This window comes from Chryseobacterium sp. OSA05B, from assembly GCF_019970065.1.
In the GTDB taxonomy this organism is placed as follows: domain Bacteria; phylum Bacteroidota; class Bacteroidia; order Flavobacteriales; family Weeksellaceae; genus Chryseobacterium.
In genome coordinates, this window is the sequence record NZ_JAHXYH010000001.1 from 113117 (window position 1) to 133770 (window position 20654).

The window sequence follows — 20654 nt, forward strand, 5'->3', positions numbered from 1 at the left end:
ATGAATTTCTTAAAAATACTGAAAAAAACTGTCATTGACAGCCAGATTTATGTCTCCATTATGGGAACTCTTTTCGCAGTATTTTTCATGAAAGAGCAAAACACATTCCGTTTCCCTACGATTCTCTTAATTTTCATTACTTATTTCAGCGGTTATCTTTACACTAAATATCAGTATACCAGACACTTTTTAAAAATACTGGCTCTGAATGCCGCAGCCGGCGTTATCTGTGCTTTTCTGATCATTCATAACCATAATGAAGTACGACTTTTGAAATGGTTTGTCATTGTAGTTCTGGGTCTTCTTTACAACAGTTTTTTCCTTGATGTATACATCCGGAAGATTCCGTTGCTTAAAGTTTTTTATGTGGGACTGGTATGGGCGCTGGTCAACTGCTGGCTTACCCTTCCTGAATTCAGTCTGTCTATTTTTCTGATCAGTTTCTTTTTTATAACCGCTTTGGTCCTTCCTTTTGATATCCGGGACATGAAAAGTGATACGGTAGAGACTTTTCCTAAACTGATAGGGGTTCAGAATACCAAATACATTGCTTACGGACTGGTCTTTGTCAGTATGCTTCTTGCTATTTTTAATCTTAAGCTGATTTACGGTATCGCTTTTTTTCTTACAGGAATGATTACCTTTATCCTCATCTATTTCTCTGAAAACAAAAGAGATGACACTTATTTCTCCTTCTGGATCGAAACCTGTTCTGCACTTCCTTTTTTATTTTTACTAATAATGGAGTATTTTTGACGAATGATTATCAAAAAGCTTTCCCTTTACAACTTCAAAAACCATTCGGAGAAGAAATTCGAATTCTCTCCGCAAATCAACTGTTTTGTGGGAAACAACGGTGCCGGAAAGACGAATATTCTGGATGCCCTGCATTATTTATCCGTAGGGAAAAGTTTTTTAGGAAACACGGATTCTAACAATATCAAAAGGGAGGAAGATTTTTTCACCATAGACGCTGAAATTCAGAATGAAGACAGTGAAGATATCATCAAAATATCCCAGCCCAAAGAAGCCAAAAAGATCATTAAAAAGAACGATAAGAGCTATGACCGCCTTGCAGATCACATCGGATATCTGCCAAGCGTGATGATTTCTCCTTATGATTCGAATTTAATTTCAGATTCCGGGGAAAGCCGCAGAAGATTTCTTGATTCTATGATTTCCCAGACGGATTCTGAATATCTTTTTGATCTGATTCAATATCAAAAAACGGTACAGCAAAGAAATGCGCTGTTAAAATATTTCGCTAAAAACAGGACGTGGGATAAAGATTCACTGGAGATCTATGATGATCCGATCAGTAAATTCGGCACCAGTATTTTCGTCAAAAGAAGAAATTTTGTGGAGAGACTTGATCCTATCGTGCAGAATTTCTACAAGATTATTTCTGGAGGTAAAGAAACGGTTTTAGTTCAGTATCAATCTGATTTGAGTGAAGGTTTCGACTCCGCTCAGCCTCACAAAGCCTTTAGAACACTTTTAACGGAAAGCCTTGAAAGAGACCGGATGCTGACATACACTTCAAAAGGAATCCATAAAGATGATCTCCTTTTTGAAATGGATCATGTGCTGATCAAAAAAATAGGCTCACAGGGACAGCAGAAATCTTTCCTGATTTCGTTAAAGTTGGCTCAGATGAGTCTTGTAAAAGAACTGACCAAAAAAACACCTATTCTTCTTCTGGATGATATTTTCGATAAGCTAGATGACACAAGGGTTTCGCAACTTATTGAGCTAGTGAATCAGGAAAGTTTTGGGCAGATATTCATTACAGATACCCATAGGGAGCGTACTGAAAGCGTGGTGAAAAAGATTAATGAAGAGAGTATCATTTTTGAGATATGATGAGCAACCACCGTAACACGAAAACCCGAAACCCGCTCTATGAAAAGAAATAAAAAACGTGAATTTCAATCCTCAGAACTTGTAAAATCTTTTGCAAGGATTTATGGTTTTGAACATAAGCTGATTGCTTTTGAAATTAAAGATTTTCTTGAGGATTATCTGGATGAAAGTCTTTTCAAAGAGATCAAAAGCGTGAATATTGAAGACAAATGCATTATGATCAAGATTGATTCTCCTTTGCTTAAACACGATTTTCAGATGCGTAAAAGTTTTTATCTTAAAAAGTTTCAGGACAAGTTTGGAGAGGATAAATTCAATGACGTCCGAATTTTATAGGTTTATTTTCATTAAATTAATCCATGATATTGAATTTAATATTATATTTGAGAACAATATTAAATCACCTAAACATGAGAAATCTGTCATCAAAAAAACTAACAAGAGAAAGACTAAAAACAATCCAGGGAGCTGCGGGCCAACTTTGTTGTGCTGTAAGCTGTGCCAACGAAAATGAATGTGCATGGTGGACACAACTTCCTACAAAATGTCCATTGTTTCCAGTTTGTCTGTAAGAAATTAAAGATGCTCCTTTTCAGGAGCATTTTCAGTATATAAATAATATGAATTAAATCAATGTTCTTCCTGTTTATTGGTAAGGGTGCTGCTCATCAGATCATCTGCTTTTTTATCCAGTCCTGAACTTAATGGGAAGAAAAACTTGAACGGATTTTTTACAAAATATTTGAAAATCTCCCTGTAAATTTCGCTCACCTGTCCGAAGTTCATTTTCCTTGATCTGAAGGCCAGAAACATGGACAAACTAAAACTTACCAGGAAGTTGAAGAATCCAATAAGGAAAACTGTAACGAAAGATATCCAGAACGTGTAGGAATCTACAGAAAAATCCTTTCCATAAAGTCCTAATGCAAAGTTTCCGGCGGCAAAAGTGATGTGTCTGATATCAAGGTCAAGTCCGAAGAACAGACCAATCGGAGCGGTTGCACCCAGAAATACCCCAAACCAGAAATTGGATACAATACCCGGCCAGTTTTTAGCATAATATTTAGATAATCTTTTTGCGGTTTTTTTGCCCAAAAAGCTTCTGATAGAAAGATTTTTCGCGATCCTCTCAGGAATCTGATAGAATACTGAGTTGTTTCCGATATTTCCAGAAATAATCCCGGAAATAAAAAGATAGAACCCTGCAATACTGGCGTGCAATATCGCTTTTGACTTAAACGGATCGAGGTCTTTTAATAGCTTATCTGATCTTTCTACCGCTAAATTCTGAGAGAAAAAGATATCCAGACCATAGATGATCGCTAAAGCTATCGGGAAGGAAAGAAGTACGTTTCCTACAAATGCAATGAACTGACTCCTGAAAAGTTTGGAGACAAGATGGGCAAATTCGGTATTATTCCGTTTGCTGTTTCCTTCTTCTGAAAGGACTTTGGTCATCGTAGCGGCGGTCATTGCCGGCTGTTTTGTGGCCAGTGTAAAGCCCATCAGATAAATCATGATGAAGCCCATGGCATAGTTCATCGAGTATAAAAATGCATGTGAAAAATCACTTCCGGGAATATATCCGTAGAGCATTTTCAGAACGCAGAGTGCGCCTACAATAATTCCGCCGCCGCTGGCTTTGTAGAACATCGTCATATACTCTTTTCGGGTAGATGTGATATAATGCGTACCGGTTTCTGCTGTGTGGTTGGTAATAAGGTGCGAGATCAGACGGGTACTGTCGTTGATCAGGTCTGCAATATTATTTTTATGGGATTTATAGTTTAAGATATTAAAAATCAGCTGTTTTGACTTTATGGTAACATCCTCTTCATTATCAATCACCAGAAGCTGTACAATTTCATAGATCCTTTCGGTCTGCTGACGGATCTTAAGCAGTGACTGGTTGATTTTTCCGGAAATTCCGTATTTCGCAGAATTTTTAAAAGCAATATTCACGAATTCATGGCAGTGTTCCGTATAGATCTTGATCTGTTTGTAGCGACTGTCTTTGGAATGCAGCTGAAGTTCGGGATCATTTTTAAGGTCTTCGGTAAGTGCTTCAAGTTCGTTCTGAAGGGCCAGGAACGGGTTGTCCAGGTTTCTGTACTGAGGAGCCATTCTTACGACTTCTACTTCCATCGCCATCCCCGTCACACGCCAGGAAAGAATGCTCATTGAGAAGATCAGTTCTTTTTTGACATTGGGTTGGGTAATAAAATTGGAAGCGTCGAGAAGGTCTAAAAACTCGTCAATTTCATTTTCAGGAAGATTATGCAGATATTGCAGATCTTTTTTGGGTCTGAGACTGACGTTATCAATCATGTACCACACCGTTTTTTCATTTTCTACGGGTGGCAGTATTTTATTCAGGATCCTCTTTTTAAGCTCCGGAAAGAAGGCATTTTCTGAAAGAATGTTGGCTTCGGTCAGGGAAAGGTTGAATGGTCTTCCTTTAAAAACATTATGGAGGTAATGTTTAAAATTTCCAGCAAAATCCGGATTATTTTTAAGGAAATTGAGAACATCCGTGAAATCTGCCCTTTTAATGCTGTCTAAAAACTCGGCAAAAGGCTCTAAAGAAAGGGTTTCATTCTTAAAAGAGAAATATTTTTTAAGAACTGATTCAAAACTTGTGCTGGAATTAAAAAATTTCATTAGGACAAAGATACTATTTCAAACTCACATTCCTCATCTGTCTCATGATCCAATTATGTTTCTTTCTTAAATACGGTGATGGATTTTTAGGGTCATATTTCTTAGGATTAGGCAATACAGCCGCAATCCAGGCAGCATCTGAAGCGCTCAGATCTTTGGATGATTTACCGAAATAATACTGAGCCGCAGCCTCCACACCGAATACACCCTGCCCCATTTCTATGGAATTCAGGTATCTTTCCAGAATAATATCCTTGCTCCAGACTTTCTCAATAATGAAGGTATACATGGCTTCCAGTCCTTTTCTGAACCAGCTTCTGCCCTGCCATAGAAAGACATTTTTAGCCGTCTGTTGCGAAATGGTACTTCCACCACGGATCTTTTTTCCTTTCTCGTTATTCTTCATCGCCTTCTCAATCGCCGTATAATCAAAACCGTTATGGACAAAGAATTTCTGGTCCTCAGAAGCTATCACTGCTTTTTTAACGTTGTTTCCCATTTCGTCATAGGAAATATAATCCCTGTGCAGCTTTCCGAATTCGAAAATACCTCCGATCTGTGTGATGGTAATAGGCGGATTGAAAAACCTGCCCCAGATAATGAACACCACATTCAGAACAAGAACGATGAAAATAAGCTGTTTAATTTTTTTCCACATAATTTTTTGTAAAAAGGAACTGCAAAAATAAACAATTCTTTGAGTTATTGAAGCTCTTTCATGTAGGTAAGCTGATATTCCGGAAGAAGTTCAGGATGGAAAATCTTGATGTAATCTTTCAGGATCAGGTCTGCTCTCACTGCTCCGCTTTCGAAGAAGTCGTTGGCTTTATTTTTTTCTTTCCCGGCAATGGTGTAGATCTTTCCTTTATTGAATACTTCCAGTTTTCCGTAGAAAGGATTGGTACCCAGCATTTCTTTTTTAGAGGTATGACTTCCTGCATTCACCCAATACTGTACGCCGGGTGACTTGGCATAGACTTCTTCAAAGCTCATCGTCAGAGACTTTTCTTCTTTGTTATCTTTCATTATGTAAGAAGCATTGGCGTCACTGATATAATTTGCTACCGATGTTTTTCCACCCGGCAGATACCAAACGTCGCCGTACATTTCATTGACAAGCACTACAGGTTTGTCTTTTGCTTTTAAGGCCAGCTGCTTCAGGTCGCTGTAATTCTTTTCAATTTCTTTATATTTTGCTTCAGCTTCTTTCTCTTTTCCGAAAAATTCTCCGAAAAGTTTAATGTAAGCCGTTTTCTGCAACGGAAGCTGCTCCATGTACTCATCCAGAAAAACAACCTGAATTCCATTATTTTTCAGCAATTGATACGCGTTATCAAAGCTTGCAATATAGTTGGTGAAAATAGCATCCGGCTTCATGGAAATGATCTTTTCTACATCATACTTCTGCTCGCTTCCTACATTCTGGATTTTCCCCTGCTTCAAAAGATTCTGAATTTTCTCCGAATAAATGTATTCCGGACTTGAAACACCTATGATCAGATCTTCGGCTCCCAATTCGGAAATATACCCGGCCATGCTGGCATTTAAAAGGATGATTTTCTTAAATGGAGTCTGATTTTGCTTAAAATTATAGGTAAAATTCCCCGACTTCAACTCCAAAAGACCGTCATGCTCATTAAATTGGGTGCGGTTTGAGATTTGGGTCCAGTCTGAGGACGAAATTTTTTGTTCTCTTTTACAGGAGATTAGCGCTATAACTGTAAATAAAAGTAAAATTCTCTGTTTCATCTTTCAAAGAAAAGAAAAAAGTGCTATATTTGCAAACCCTTAAACAACAAGGTAACGACGGCCTCGTGGCGCAACTGAATAGCGCATCTGATTACGGCTCAGAAGGTTACAGGTTTGAATCCTGTCGAGGTCACTTAATGAGACAACTATTTGATAGTTGTCTCTCTTTTTTTATGCATAAAAATCTCTATATCAAACTTTTACAGCCTGATATTTTATGGTTTGAATTTTTTGATGTGAAATCCCTAGCCCATCTGAAACAGACAGTCTAAAAGTGCTCTATCAGAGATTTCATCGGTATTGAGGCGTAGTTTGAAATCCCATTAAGGTTCTAGTATTTTTTTCTCTTTTGGCTTATCATAATTTTTTGATACTGAATATAGTAATTCCAATATAATTTTAGCTTCCTTCTCATTTACCTGAATTCCATTCTTAGTAAGAAGAATAATTGCTTGCTCAACTGAAACATTTTTATCAATGAAATTCATTTTTCTTATTAGTTTTTCGGTTACTTTTCTTTAATAATATTTTTGAGAATGCTTGATTCAAGCCCAAAGAGAGATCTCCTGTTTTATAATCAATATCAACTGGTGGAATAAGACTTACAAGACATCTTTTGTCTGAGGTATCAAACTCGGAAAATTTTTGGAAAATTTCAACTAGTGCTTTATTTTCTATTTGATTCTTTCTATCAATAGCTTTTAATTTAAGAGCAATATCACGTCTTTCTTTGCCAAAATTTTTAGTATTAACCAGGCATTCTTTTTTTAACTCATTATAATCATCAATCTTCAATATTCCTGCTATAAATAATTTTCTACCTCTAGAAAGAGTTAGTTCTTCCTCCTTTATTCTTCTTTCTAATAGTTTTTGACCGTATAAATAACTTGCTTTCTGTGTCTTTATATTCTGACCTTCCAAAATATCCTTAAATAGTTCAATTGTGTTATTTGATAGTATCAATTGCTGAAGCTTATTTTGATAGCAATCATTCAGCAAAACTGCATTTATCCTTGTTCTACAGCGATCATGACAATGATAATATGGGTATTTTTTTGAGCTTCCTTGCGCAATACTCCCACTGAGTTTTCGATCACAAACAGGACAAGTCAAAAAACCTCTAAGAAAAAACAGTTCTTTTAAATCATCTTTTTTAGAAGTAGTTTTTCTTTTTGTATTAATAACAGACTGAACTTGATAAAATAACGATTCAGATATTAAAGGTTCGTGCAAACCTTTTATCATTTGTTCTTCATTAGATTTAAGTTTGATTGATATAAGCCCACAGTAAATTGGATTCCGTAAAATTCTAAAGAAGTGTGACCGTGAACATATCAATCCTTTTTCATTAGCCATTTTCATTATTTCGGAAATCTTATGATCGTTCTGGGCAGCTTGATGAAAAGACCACTTTATAATATCAGCTTCAGGCTCTTTAGGAGCAATAGTTTTTTTACCATCTATTAATGTCAAATTAATAAATCCAATAGGTGCTTTATTAGGATACCTACCCATCAACTTCGCTCGACGAATACCATTTGCTGTATTTTGAGCCCTCCGAGTATTTTCCGCTTCTGGAACCGCTAAATATACAGCCAGCATAACGGTACTTTCCGGCACAGAAAAATCTATTGGTTGATCAATAGCCATTGCTGTTGTTTTATATTTCCGAAGCTTTCCAATCATTTCGTAAGCATATTCAACATTACGACTGAATCTGTCCCATTTTATAAATAGTATGTTTTTATCTTCTCCTGATGATTTCTTTTTAATTTCTGAAAACAATTCTTTCCACTCAGGTCGGTTGAAATTTTTGGCAGAATAGTCTTCACGATAAATTCCTTTGACTTCGATATTGTTATACTTACAATATTTCAATAATCTATCTTCTTGCTCAGGCTGGGAGTAACCTTTTCTTTTTTGTTCATCTGTACTTACGCGGACGTATAAATAGGCTGACTTCATATAATTAGTGTATTTATTTGATTTACAAATTAATAATAAAAAAACATTAAATAAAAAGCTCTATACCCTATTATAATATTGAATTTATATTGTAACCGCAGACTCCAATAAATTGCTAAATATATTTTAGGAGTCAACTCAATTTGATTTCAATTACGGATTCCCATAAAAAGTTTATATAAAATAGATTTATTTTTGTGAGATCAGCAGGGTGATCGGAATGATGATAAGGGAAGAAATCAAACCGGTGGTTATAATACCTGCGCTCCAGGTGAAGGAATTTTTTGTCTCATTTTCTTACGATTAATTAAACATTATAGTAATGCCCGTATAAGATTTATACCATAATGAGACTTAAAATTGCAACGAGTCCACTTTTTGAACGGATATTGATTTCTTCATAAAAGTGATTGGTAAATTTTTATAAATCATAATTGATGCTGCAAAAATTAAGCTACGAAATTGCTAAATTTATTTTTTACAGTAAAATGTATAATCAAATTATACATCTAATAAAATAGTTTAAATGAGAAATGCATATAGCGGTTATACTTATCAAAAACATATAACTCAGCTTTTATTATCCATAATGGATGTAGAAAGGATTATTTCAAAAATTGAAATCGAAGCAAAAGTTAATGATAACTTCGATGATCTATTACTTTCTATTAATAATGAAAAATATAGTTTTCAGATTAAGGATTTTGACAATGTAAAATTAGATCAACTTATTATTGAAGATAAAAATTTAATAATCAAAGGAAAAGCTCATAAACTTTCTAACAATAAAAACATTCTTTTTTTTAAGGAAATTGATATTGTTCCGAATGCCAAAATTTTAAATTTTGATTGCTTTAAAAATGACAATTTGTATATCATCTCAATGAGCCGGACTGATGTAGATCTCTTTATTGATGATTTATATAGTGGAAACTTAAATAGGAAATATGAGATTGAAAATTATTTAAGTAAAACACTCGATAGCAGAGTATGGCTGATTGACAGGTCTGACTTGCCTAGCTTAAAAACTTATACTACGGATCTCCAACAAGAATCTGTAAAAATTAATCATACACTTGTTGAATTTGAGAAATTATTATTAATTGAAGGTAAACCTGGAGTTGGGAAAAGTCATTTTGTAAATTCACTTGTTGAAGTATACCCTCTAAATATATTATACCGATTTTGGATAGGAAACCAGGAGTCCAATTATTTAGAGAGATTAAAATTTCAAAACTTTTTACAAGATTTAAATGTAAAGCTGTTTCATGATCTAAAAAAGAAAGAGATTTCTATTTTGTTAAAAGAGATTGAAAAGAGAAAATTAACTTTTATCATCGATGGTTTAGATCATATCGAAAATTATAATAGCAGTGAGCTTCCTAGATTTATACAATTTATAGAAGAATTAAAAGAGTATTGCAAAGTTATCATATTGTCAAGACCACTGGTTGCAAAGTTAGATTGGAAAAAACATATTCTAGAAAACTGGAATAAAAAGCAAACTGAGTTTGTTTTAGAGGAATTGTTTCATATTACTGATTACAATATTCAGAAACAAATTTTCTATGTGACCCAGGGCTATCCTATTCTCGTAAAATACGTTACAGAATTTTATAAACTAAATAAAAAGCTTCCAGAAACTGAGCAACTTCAAGATATTGACAGTTTTTATGAGGGCATAATCAAAAATGAAAAAGGAAAATATTCTCTTTCTATTTTCTTATGTACGAATTCTTATCTAATGTATTCAGAATTAGAACTCTTTTTAGGAGAATCTAAATATTATGTTGAGGAGTTCATAGATGAACATCCTTACCTATTTGACACCAAGATGAATAGAATTGCTTTATTTCACGATAGTTTCAATACTTATCTTCGTAACACGTCTAACAATTACAAAATACTGAATGACAAAGCGACCGACTTGGTATATGATTCAATAATGAACTTAGATAAAAGATTTCTCTCAAGATTTTCTTTATTTAAACTTACTAGTCAACAGAGAAAAGAAATTGCCAGAAAATTTAGTAATATAGCCATTTTTGAAGAAATAATAAAAGGCAGTATCGATATTGAAGCAATAAGGACTTTTTATTTTGATTTAAGAGATTGCATGTCTGACTATAAGTCTGATGATTTTGAAATTTCACATTATTATGATCTCTCACTTATTATAAACCTAATTTACAGAGATCATATTTCAACACCGGATGGCTTTCTTTATACCTATACCCAATCACTATTATTTAACGGATATTCGGAGGAGGACATCACCAGTTCAGGATATTTATTTGGAATGTTGTTTTATGTAAGAACCAGTAATCCAATTTTGCTTTACAATAAGGTGTCGAATGATAATTATTCAACCGACCATTTTCATATAAGACTGGAGGGAGATGTTGATAAAGAAGAATGTTTTTTTATCAGAAATGAGAAAGCTTTCACAAAAACAAAAATCATTAAAGCTCTTAAAGATAGACGCTATTTTAGTGATTATCTGAAATGGATCATGGAAAATCTTTTTATTCATCAAAAGAGATTTCAAGGGCTTGAAGAATTAAGTGATTCAGTAGATCTCTTTTTAGAAGGTTTTGAGTCACGAGGTGCCATAAAGTTGGCTAAATTTTTAGATAGATATCCTGATACCTTTTACTATGCTGACTGGTATTTGAATGATGTAAAAAAGAATTTAATCGCTGCAGGTTATGAGGTTAGTAATATAGAAGAGAATGAATACAATCATTTAACTTTAGCAGAATTCATCTTAAAAAATAAAGAAATAGGAAGTTTTAATTTAAGTACTAAAATTCATGAATACATTAGATTGGCTTTGCATCGAAAGAAAAAAATCGATATATCAAGTATCTCATTGTTATGGACTAAATATTACAACAGGAAAGATTATACATTTTATGGTTTGCCAAAAGCATTTAAAGCACTTAATAAGAATAATTATTTGACATTGGATGAATGCATTAATATCATTACAAAAATCCAAGATATTTCAGAGAAAGGTTATAGACATTTGCTAGGGGAGTTTATTGAATTGTATGAGCCATCTGAAATAATGATGTGTCTAGAAAAGTTCAACCTGAATCAACTTTCATTACAATGGTTCATGCTTCCGACAAATTACATTAATATTTTTTCCGACAAAATGTATAATTTCGCTATAAGAGGTTTACTACAAGAGAATAGAAGCGGATCAGTTGATATTGATGATATAAGAAACGGATTATTATCTAACAAATTTAAAAATATTGAATTACAATTTAGTATTTCAAAAACTAAAGTAAGGGTTGAAAAATCGGATGACATTATTACAAAGCTTCAAGGTTCTAAAATTTTACTTGATGTATATGTTGAAAGGGGAAAAGATAGGTATGACAAAACAAGTGAGCAACGATTTAACGAAGGATATATATATGAGGGTGATTTTGATTTGATTAAAGAAAAAAAAGTAACGCCTTCGGAAGCGGCTATGCTAGCTGATAGTAATTCATCATCTTTAGTTTTTACTGACCTATTCGAGATATTTGATAAAGATGAAGTAGCTAGTAATTTTACTGAAATATTATATAATGCAATAATTGGAAAAACTTGGAGGGGAGAATATAGCTATCTACTCTATTATACCTCTGGACATGTTTTGTATATGATTGATAAGTATCGTAACAATGAGGAATTTGATGATGCTGTAAAAAGTTTTAAAAAATTCACTCAATTATCTTTAATCGAAATCAATTGGTCTCAGTAAGCCTCAGTTTGGCCAAAAAAACACATTTTAGAAATTACTGTTATAATTATATTAAAAGTAAAATTTTTATTCATAAGAATAATTCTATTTCAAAAAATAATTATAATTTTAGATAATAACCATTGAAGAGTCATCATGTTAATTATTAGGAATTTAGAATGCGAAAGCTTTTTGGATGCAGAAACAAATTGCGTTAATATTAGATCTACAATAAATCAGGGAATACCAAACGATTTGGTAATTGAGTGTTTCATGGAATATAGGTATATAACAAAATTTCCCTTAGGAACAAAATTTATTACTAATGTCCCTTTTTCAACATTTTATCAATAAAATACAATAGTTAAATGTATTATCAAACTACAAACTATTGAAATCAGATTATTTACTAAGAAAGAGAAATATCCATTTCATTAAACACTACCCTATTAAATGTATATCAAGCACCTATCAATCAAAAGATTTCGTTCTATCAAGGAACTAAATATATCTTTCAACAAAGAAGTAAATGTCATTATTGGTCCTAACAACGCTGGAAAAACCGCAATTATTGATGCTTTGAGAATTTGTTTAGGATTAGGAAGTCAAATCAGAGAAATTGGGATAAAAAATGATGAGGATTTCTATTTAGATACATCTAACCCAGATTACATATTGGAGCCAATTGAATTTCAGTTAATCTTTGAAATTGAATGTGCAGAAGACCGTCAGTACTTTACTAGTTTGTTATGGCAAAATCCTGATATTCCAGAAGAAGTCGACTTAAGATTAAATTTAACCTATTGGCTAGAGCCTAACGCAAATGGAAAACGTTTAAAATGGTCACATTGGGGAGGTGAATCAAGTACTCTAGATTCAAATGAGCTACAGTTGTTGTATTATACTTATTTGGCCCCATTGAGAAATGCTGAATATGAGCTTCGTCCTTATTCAAAAGACAATAAAGTATCTTCTTTATTCAGAGAAATGTCGAAATATTCAAAGACCCAAATCGTAGAAGGTAATCCATCAACAATTGACCAAATCCTAGACGATGACCATAAAGTTGCTTTAGCTACAAAACTTGAAAATGTAGTGAATGATGATGAGTGGTCTGGTTTAATTAAATCAGGAGAAAATTTAGTAAACAAGCATTTGGAGAAATCTGATATAGCAAACAAGAATCCAAAAGTTAAAATTGGACTGACTAACTTCAAGTATAATAATATCGTCAAAGGAGTTGTAACTAGTAAACAGATTTACTCAGATTCCATTGTTGCTGCGGACTTGACTAAACAAAGATATTTTGATATATCTCAAAATGGATTGGGAGAAAACAACATAATTTTTTCTGCAACAGTTTTTGGCGATATTGAAAATAGAAGGATAGAAAAGAAAGAGCATTATTATGCAATGCTTATTGAGGAACCTGAAGCACATCTTCATCCTCAAAGACAAAATACATTCTTTACTTATCTCAATGAATTAAAGGATTTTGGAGTCCAAATCTTTATGACATGTCATTCACCTACAATAACTGCCAAAACATCTATCCAAAATCTTCATGTTCTTCAAAATCTAAATCATGAAGTAAAAGTGGTTAGTGTAAAAAATATAAATTTAGAACCTAAGAACACTAGTTATCTGGGAAAGTTTCTCGATGTCACTAAATCACAATTATTCTTTTCAAATGGAACCATATTAGTCGAAGGAATTTCTGAAGCACTCTTACTTCCTATTCTTTCAAAGAGAATGACACCGCCTGGAAAATATAGTATCGAAAAAAATGGCATTGAATTAGTCAATATTGACGGGGTTGCGTTCGAACCTTTTGCCAAACTATATAATCCAGATGATGAGGATAAGCGGCTTGCTACAAGATGTCTTATTATTACAGACGATGACAGAGGAATTATATCAGCAATTGATTTCCAATCTGTCGAAGAGGGAATAGATAAAATTACTTCTAAAGCAATTATTAAGCATCTTCAAACTCTCGATTTATTAGATTCAACTAATAGAATTATACTTGGTACTAACCTTTCTGAAATGGAGGTGCCAGGGCTGGAGACAAAAATGACTTTTATTAGAGCTCAAATAGAAGCTAAAATAAACAATCCATCAGCAAGAGCAATCAAAGCCACCGGGTTTGAAAAAAACAATCTCAAAACAGTAACTGCTGAGATTACTTTTGAATACGAATTAATGATTTCTGGAAACAATATTAATCTCATATCGAGCCTCTATGCCTCTATGCATACTGGTACGACATTCTTGAATTCAACTCATTCGAAAGAAGAACGTGCAAGAGAGATTCTTATTCTCTTAAATAATTTTAAGGATAAATCTGAATTGGCTCAGCAAATTGCATACAATATTGAGTTTGAACCCGATTGGAATGGGTTTGTAGCTCCTCAATATATTATTGATGGAATAACTTGGTTGATAGATGGATAAGGTAGCTGAGATTTTATCTAACTTATCTGAGGAGCAAAAGCAAATTGCTCAATTTGATAAAGGACTTTGTGTTGTTCGAGCATGCCCGGGTAGTGGTAAAACATATTCTGTAGCGTCGAGAATTGCATTATTATTTGCTAAAAATCACTTTAGCAAAAAAGGAATCGCTGCATTATCATTTACGAACGTTGCTGTTGACGAAATCAGAGAAAAACTATCCGATAATTTCTCACTTAATGGAATTAGCCACCCTCATTTTATAGGAACCTTAGATAGCTTCATCAATCAATTCATATTCCTGCCTTTTGGACATTTAATTATGGAATGTCCCAATCGGCCGGAACTGGTTGGTGAGCCACATTCTACATGGAGTATCAAAAAATATCCTCAAGATTATGCTCAATATTTTGATAAAACAACTTTCGATATAAATGATAAATTAATTCAACGTGCACCTGCCCAGTCCTTTCATTTTCTGTGGAAATATTATAACATCTCAGGTGCTATCAATGGTAATATTCAAAACATTATTAACTCAAAATTGGAGTTTTTCAAAAAGGGCTATGCAACTCAAGCGGATGCTAATTACCTTTCCTTAAAAATATTAATGAAGTATCCGAAAATAGCAGAGTCAATAGCAAAGAAATTTGAATATTTTATAATTGACGAGGCTCAGGATACTGATGAAATTTTAATGGCAATAATCGATATTTTTAATTCAAAAGGAGCTGAAAACATTATGTTGATTGGTGACAGAGATCAAGCTATTTTTGAATGGAACAATGCTAAACCCCACCTTTTTGATGAAAAGTATGTTGCATGGAACAAAATTGAATTGATCGAGAACAGAAGAAGTTCTCAATTAATATGTGACTTTACTAAATATCTATCTTCGTTCAATTCTACAGTCGCAATTACACCCGGAATTCTTGATTTTAGATTTAAGCCTTTAGTTAATGGTTACTTAAAAGAGAAGAAAGCATCCCAAAAAGATCCTTCTGTAGTTACCATTGAAGAAAGCATAGCTTCTTTTAACAGTGTTTTAGAAACTTTCTTAAAACAATGCACGGAGAACGGCATTGAAATTTCGCAAAAAAATGTTGCAGTGCTATATCGTGGCAAAGCCAAAGTAAATTTTCTCGGATTGACTCCTGTTCATTACGAAAATAGTATGGATTGCTGGGAACCAAGAAATCTCTTTGTAAAAACAATTATTAGAGGTAAGCTCTTATACGATTCAGGGCTTTTTGTAAAAGGCTACAAACTCATGGAGAGAGGTTTGATAGAATACAAAAGGCAAAATGACACAAATAGTCTTATTGTTAATAATGAATACGTGCAAACAATTATTAGTGAAAAAGGGTTTATGACATATCGGAAAGGAATTCATCATGTGATGGATAAGCTACCAACAACAAAAGACAAAACTATTTCAGCATGGATAAAGGAAGCAAATCGTAATTTGAGAAAACCATTCGTCATCAAGACTGGAACTGGACAAGATTTAATTTCAGAATATTTCGGTGAAACAGATACGAATGTTCAACCATTTGAATTTTATCATGGTACAATTCACTCGGTTAAAGGAAGGTCATTTGATGCAGTTCTTATTCTACTATCTAAAAAATCAGGTTTTAATTACGCTACCATGCTAAAAAAAGATAAAAGTGCCCTGAGCGAAAAAGAACAGGAAGAATTGAGAATTATCTATGTTGGAATGACAAGACCAAGGAAGATACTCCAATTAGCTGTCCCCACAGATGATGTTGACCACTGGACCTCCAAATTCAATGTTTAAAATCTATGATTGAAGTAACTATGACGAGTACAAAAAATATGTAAAATTCTTATTATGAAATTTTTAGCATCAAAAAACACACCCTTACATTTTATTACCATAAACAAACAATATTTTATCAATCGTTAAGATGTAAAACAATTATTCCAGCAAATCAAACTGACTTATAAGACAAAATCTTCCGGAAATGTGTTTGAAGAGCATCTTTTTAAGTTTATACGTAAAGACAATATTTATATACTACTTATTTTCAACCACATAACTCTAAAACATTTTCTATATCAGCAAAAAAAGAGTTTGGATAGCGTCCTGTCAAGTTCACAAACAGCCAAATAGCGCCAACTGAAGAAAGTTAGTGCTATTTTTTTCCTGAATATCAGACTTATCAATTCGTTAGATGATATACTGTAAATCAGTGATATTTCTAAAATTAATTTGTCCCTTTAACATTACATACAAAACAAGAAAAGCGAATCACAATTTGATTCACTTTATCACCAATTTATAGAATCGGATACAATCCCGGAATACCCATCTCAATCATTCTCCCCCATTCTGTTTAAAATTACTCTTCTCAGCCTATCTTCATTCTCATCACCCCAGTACCCTAATGCGGAAATTACCGGAATTAAGGTCTTGCCAAAATCTGTGAGAGAATATTCAACTTTTGGCGGAACAACCGGATAAATTTTCTTTGTCACAAGCTCGTGCTCTTCAAGTTCTTTCAATTGGATATTTAAAACCCGTCTTGAAGCATCCGGAATTTTACGCTGCAATTCGCTTGGACGCAGATGTCCTTCATTGATAAACCATAGTAGACGGATTTTCCATTTTCCATAAAGGACTTCACCAATAAGGTCGAGACCGCAGTTTAAATTTAAAGGTATTTTTCTCTCGTGCATAGACAAATTTAGTCCAATGTACCAAATTATACAATAGGGGAAAAAATTATCCCTATGCAATTCGGTTTTCCGTTATTGCCTGAAAGAGTGATACTTCAGAAATTTGCATCAAAGAATTAAACAATGGAAAATCAATTTAATTACAACAATGAACTTCAAGGTAAAATTGCCCTGGTAACCGGAGGTACGAAAGGAACTGGGAAAGCAATTTCAGAGAGGCTGTTACAAGCTGGCGCAACGGTTATTATCACCGCAAGAAACTCACCTGAAAAAGAAAACAGCAATCTTCATTTTATTTCAGCTGATTTAAGTGAGACAGAAGGAGCTCAAAAAGTAATCAGCGAAGTGCTGTCTAATTACGGCAGGCTGGACATTCTTATAAACAATCTTGGCTCTTCATCAACGCCCGCAGGTGGCTTTACCGTATTATCTGATGAAGATTGGGAATCAACCCTACGGGCTAATCTGCTTGCTCCTGTTCGACTGGACAGGGGATTTTTACCCCAAATGATAGACCGAAAAACAGGTGTTATTATTCACATCGCTTCAATTCAGGGCAAATTGCCTTTGTACGATTCTACTTTGCCGTATGCAGCTGCAAAAGCAGGATTAATTAATTACAGCAAAAGTTTATCTAATGAAGTTACGCCAAAAGGGGTTCGTGTGCTTACTGTTTCGCCGGGATGGATAAAAACAACGGCAACAGGTGCTTTTCTGGAAAGGATCGCCAAAGGTTCAAATACTTCTGTGGAAGAGGCTCAAAAAAGTGTTATGGATGCACTTGGCGGAATACCTTATGGCAGACCTGCCGAACCACAAGAAGTCGCTGAATTAGTAGGGTTTCTTGTTTCACCAAGAGCTAATTATTTAACCGGAACTGAATTTGTAATCGATGGGGGCACTGTGCCAACCATTTAATAATCTTAAAATACAATACAATGAATTTACCTAACATTATCTCAGAATTAGTAAAAGCGCAAAATGAATTTAACAGTTCATCGTATGCAAATTGTTTTACCGAAAATGCAGAGGTATCTGATGAAGGCAAAACCCATAATGGAAAAGCTGAAATTGAAAACTGGATTGACAAAGCCAATAAAGAATACAAAGCCACTATGAAACCATTAAACTATAATGAAAATGAAAACATCTTATCTGCGGAAGCTTCAGGAAATTTTCCGGGCAGTCCTATTGTTTTGAAATATCATTTTCAATTTTCTGACGGATATATTCAATCATTGACAATAACAGTGTAATATTCTAATTGACAAAATTAATCAGAGTTGAGGTTTCCGTAGCCGCAGTTTAATCTGGCTCAATCGAACCCAATCATCTATAAAAGTGTTTGAAAATAATCTCTTCTTGGCTTAATGAGACAACTATTTGATAGTTGTCTCTTTTTTTTAATCCATAAAATTCTCTATATCAAAATTTTACAGTCTGCTATTGTAGGATTTCAATGTTTTCATATAAAATCACAGTCTCGCATAGATAATGTGATTTTTGAAATTATAAATTCTGCAAATTTAATCATATATAGTTCTCAAAAACACAAATATCTATTTGGTCTTATTTTATATCTGCACAAACACCAAATACACATAACACACTGATTTACAATATACCAAATTTGTAAAACCAATAAAAATGCACATGAAACTTTCTGAATTCTTCCTGCATGAGGTTTGTATGGGCTCTGACATAATTATAATATTGTATCAAATGCTAAACAAACCTGAAAACTACACAATTAACCAACCAATCATACATCAAAACATGGGTGAGTCCCATTCCGCTTACTTTTTAAAAACAGATAAAGCCTATGAATTCAAATTTTAGAAATATTCATATTGGAAAATTTATACAATTACGCGTTAAAGAAAATAACATTGATTTAACACGGATATGCAACTTCATGAAATGTTCAGAAAATGAAATTACCGAAATGTATTTGCAGGAAAACCTACCAACTGATACCTTACTGAGGTGGAGCAAACTTCTGGAATATGATTTCTTCAGGCTATATTCCCAACACCTGATATTATATGCTCCACCTTCGGCTTCTTTCAAAGAACAAACCTCATCAAAGCTCCCCCATTTCAGAAAGAACATTTATACGCGGGAAATGATAGACTTTATCCTGGAACAGATAGAAACAGGAGAGAAAACCAAACGTCAGATTACCAGTGAATATGGAATTCCCTATTCAACTTTATGCAAATGGATTGCAAAACATAATCACGAGGTGCTAGCAATTGAAAATTAAAAACAAATATTCGCAGCCGGGAAACTTTATATAGAATTTTTAAATAATATCATGAGAAATCAAAGTCAACCTAATTACAAACGGATCTATTCGGACATCATTGATCAGAAATTTCCCCATAAAAAATTGGAATGCGAAAAGCTATTGAAAAAGAAAATGCTTTGTGCCGTGGATATTATTGAGCTCAATACAAGAATCTTTGGAGCTACTGATCAGGATATCAAAAAAGTCAATAAAAAACTGCGTTCCTACAACAGAACAGATATTCTACATGTCCTTGATTATCAAAAAAATCATAAAATGAATAATATGCAAGTGGCCGAACATTTCGGATTGAGTAGAAATACCATGACCAAATGGCGAAGAATGTTCAAATAGAACAAAAAAAACACCCTGAAAAACAACACATTAAACACAAAAAACATATGCACAATTCGGAATTTTACCTATCTCTGTCTTTTTCAATTCCCTTAATAGTGATAAAATTGCGCATCATTAATTAAAGCAATTTAGGCTCTATTTAACTTAGAAAAGAGTATATCATGCAGATTCTAAAAACTATAACGATGAAGTCAATCTTCCCTGCTAAGGTAAAATGGGGAAGATTTTTCTTTTGGTTTTTGCTATTTACTCATTTTCATATGATACGAGCAATTGCTAAACCCACAGAGACTTATGTAGTACCACATACCAGCGATCATTCAACAATACTGTTTATTTCAAATGGGACAGCTGTTTCAGGTATGAATTACTTACATGTTTCTCATACGGATGTAAAAAAGAATAAAAACCGGATCATCACTACTAAAAGACCTGCCATAGTAAAAAAGAGGGTATTGAAAAAAACAAAACCCAGACTTTCTGACCTAAGCCAAAAGTCAAAAACCACATATGGATTTAGCAGTTCAACTAAGTCGAACCCCTCTTTATACAGTTCTGGCAGCAAGATAGTTTATGCTTTTGGAGCTGGGTCATTTAGCTTTAAATGTATGGTTAATGAAGATCTGAAAACTATCCTTATTATAATCATTTTACTGGATATATTTCTTATCAATTTTTATAAAAGTCATATATCCTTACGTCACTATTTTTCCAAAAAATTCCAAAGACCTCCACCGGAGAAATACCGTCCATACAATTACATTTAATTGAGATCATCTCAGGCTCTGTTTACTAATTTTTTTTAATAGAAAAGTGAAGTCTCAGTACATTTTGCCGGATCATTCCGACGCAAACAGGATATGCTATTTCCTT

At 33.6% G+C, this 20654-nt stretch carries 18 protein-coding genes and 1 tRNA gene; 13 read left to right on the plus strand and 6 right to left on the minus strand.

Features of this window, described 5'->3' with window-relative positions; translation table 11 throughout:
• The 4 genes from LC419_RS00570 (at position 1) to LC419_RS00585 (ending at position 2435) form a co-directional block, all read left to right on the plus strand.
• The gene (locus tag LC419_RS00570; protein WP_223605506.1) at positions 1–756 is read left to right on the plus strand and encodes a hypothetical protein; all 756 of its coding nucleotides are present in this window, start codon (positions 1–3) and stop codon (positions 754–756) included.
• A 3-nt stretch (positions 757–759) separates the two neighbouring features.
• Positions 760–1863, plus strand: coding sequence for a DNA replication/repair protein RecF (locus LC419_RS00575; RefSeq protein ID WP_223605507.1), 1104 nt, complete (start codon positions 760–762; stop codon positions 1861–1863).
• Positions 1864–1902: 39 nt separating this feature from the next.
• Entirely contained in the window at positions 1903–2199 is a 297-nt protein-coding gene (locus LC419_RS00580; RefSeq protein WP_223605508.1) for a hypothetical protein, read from the plus strand.
• A gap of 74 nt (positions 2200–2273) precedes the next feature.
• The gene (locus LC419_RS00585) at positions 2274–2435 is read left to right on the plus strand and encodes a hypothetical protein (RefSeq protein ID WP_223605509.1); all 162 of its coding nucleotides are present in this window, start codon (positions 2274–2276) and stop codon (positions 2433–2435) included.
• 58 nt (positions 2436–2493) lie between these two features.
• Here the strand turns inward: LC419_RS00585 and LC419_RS00590 are convergent, their stop codons facing one another.
• From LC419_RS00590 to LC419_RS00600, 3 genes are read right to left on the minus strand one after another with little or no spacing between them, the layout of a single operon-like run.
• Positions 2494–4524: a site-specific recombinase gene (locus LC419_RS00590; RefSeq protein ID WP_223605510.1), complete on the minus strand. Its 2031-nt coding sequence runs from the start codon at positions 4522–4524 to the stop codon at positions 2494–2496.
• Between the two features lie 13 nt (positions 4525–4537).
• Complete coding sequence (mtgA, locus tag LC419_RS00595) at positions 4538–5182, minus strand: monofunctional biosynthetic peptidoglycan transglycosylase (protein WP_034724940.1); 645 nt, start codon at positions 5180–5182, stop codon at positions 4538–4540.
• Positions 5183–5226: 44 nt separating this feature from the next.
• Positions 5227–6273 (minus strand): ABC transporter substrate-binding protein, encoded by a 1047-nt coding sequence (locus tag LC419_RS00600; RefSeq protein ID WP_223605511.1) that lies wholly within the window; start codon positions 6271–6273, stop codon positions 5227–5229.
• Between the two features lie 59 nt (positions 6274–6332).
• On the opposite strand from LC419_RS00600, the gene LC419_RS00605 reads away from it, so the two are divergent.
• A tRNA-Arg gene (locus LC419_RS00605) sits at positions 6333–6406 on the plus strand.
• A 190-nt stretch (positions 6407–6596) separates the two neighbouring features.
• Here the strand turns inward: LC419_RS00605 and LC419_RS00610 are convergent.
• Together LC419_RS00610 and LC419_RS00615 are read right to left on the minus strand one after the other, a co-directional pair.
• The gene (locus LC419_RS00610; protein WP_223605512.1) at positions 6597–6761 is read right to left on the minus strand and encodes a PTS sugar transporter subunit IIBC; all 165 of its coding nucleotides are present in this window, start codon (positions 6759–6761) and stop codon (positions 6597–6599) included.
• Positions 6748–8238: a recombinase family protein gene (locus LC419_RS00615; RefSeq protein ID WP_223605513.1), complete on the minus strand. Its 1491-nt coding sequence runs from the start codon at positions 8236–8238 to the stop codon at positions 6748–6750. The genes LC419_RS00610 and LC419_RS00615 overlap by 14 nt, the downstream gene beginning before the upstream one ends.
• A 526-nt stretch (positions 8239–8764) precedes the next feature.
• On the opposite strand from LC419_RS00615, the gene LC419_RS00620 reads away from it, so the two are divergent.
• From LC419_RS00620 to LC419_RS00630, 3 genes are all read left to right on the plus strand, one after another.
• Complete coding sequence (locus tag LC419_RS00620; RefSeq protein WP_223605514.1) at positions 8765–11998, plus strand: hypothetical protein; 3234 nt, start codon at positions 8765–8767, stop codon at positions 11996–11998.
• A gap of 432 nt (positions 11999–12430) precedes the next feature.
• On the plus strand, positions 12431–14434 hold the full coding sequence (locus LC419_RS00625; protein ID WP_223605515.1) for an ATP-dependent endonuclease: 2004 nt from the start codon (positions 12431–12433) through the stop codon (positions 14432–14434).
• Entirely contained in the window at positions 14427–16232 is a 1806-nt protein-coding gene (locus LC419_RS00630; RefSeq protein WP_223605516.1) for an ATP-dependent helicase, read from the plus strand. Before LC419_RS00625 ends, LC419_RS00630 begins: the two co-directional genes overlap by 8 nt.
• A gap of 536 nt (positions 16233–16768) precedes the next feature.
• Here LC419_RS00630 and LC419_RS00635 read toward each other — a convergent pair.
• Positions 16769–17134 carry a helix-turn-helix domain-containing protein gene (locus tag LC419_RS00635; protein ID WP_223605517.1) on the minus strand — a complete coding sequence of 122 codons (366 nt, stop codon included), beginning with the start codon at positions 17132–17134 and terminating at the stop codon, positions 16769–16771.
• 123 nt (positions 17135–17257) lie between these two features.
• On the opposite strand from LC419_RS00635, the gene LC419_RS00640 reads away from it, so the two are divergent.
• The 5 genes from LC419_RS00640 to LC419_RS00660 all read left to right on the plus strand — a co-directional run bounded on the left by LC419_RS00640 (position 17258) and on the right by LC419_RS00660 (position 20548).
• Positions 17258–18052, plus strand: coding sequence for an SDR family oxidoreductase (locus tag LC419_RS00640; protein WP_223605518.1), 795 nt, complete (start codon positions 17258–17260; stop codon positions 18050–18052).
• Positions 18053–18072: 20 nt separating this feature from the next.
• Positions 18073–18390 (plus strand): nuclear transport factor 2 family protein, encoded by a 318-nt coding sequence (locus LC419_RS00645; RefSeq protein ID WP_223605519.1) that lies wholly within the window; start codon positions 18073–18075, stop codon positions 18388–18390.
• Positions 18391–19049: 659 nt separating this feature from the next.
• Positions 19050–19400, plus strand: a complete 351-nt coding sequence (locus tag LC419_RS00650; RefSeq protein ID WP_306666566.1) for a hypothetical protein — start codon at positions 19050–19052, stop codon at positions 19398–19400.
• A gap of 51 nt (positions 19401–19451) precedes the next feature.
• Entirely contained in the window at positions 19452–19778 is a 327-nt protein-coding gene (locus LC419_RS00655; protein ID WP_223605521.1) for a helix-turn-helix domain-containing protein, read from the plus strand.
• 188 nt (positions 19779–19966) lie between these two features.
• On the plus strand, positions 19967–20548 hold the full coding sequence (locus tag LC419_RS00660) for a hypothetical protein (RefSeq protein ID WP_223605522.1): 582 nt from the start codon (positions 19967–19969) through the stop codon (positions 20546–20548).
• Positions 20549–20654: the final 106 nt, after the last annotated feature.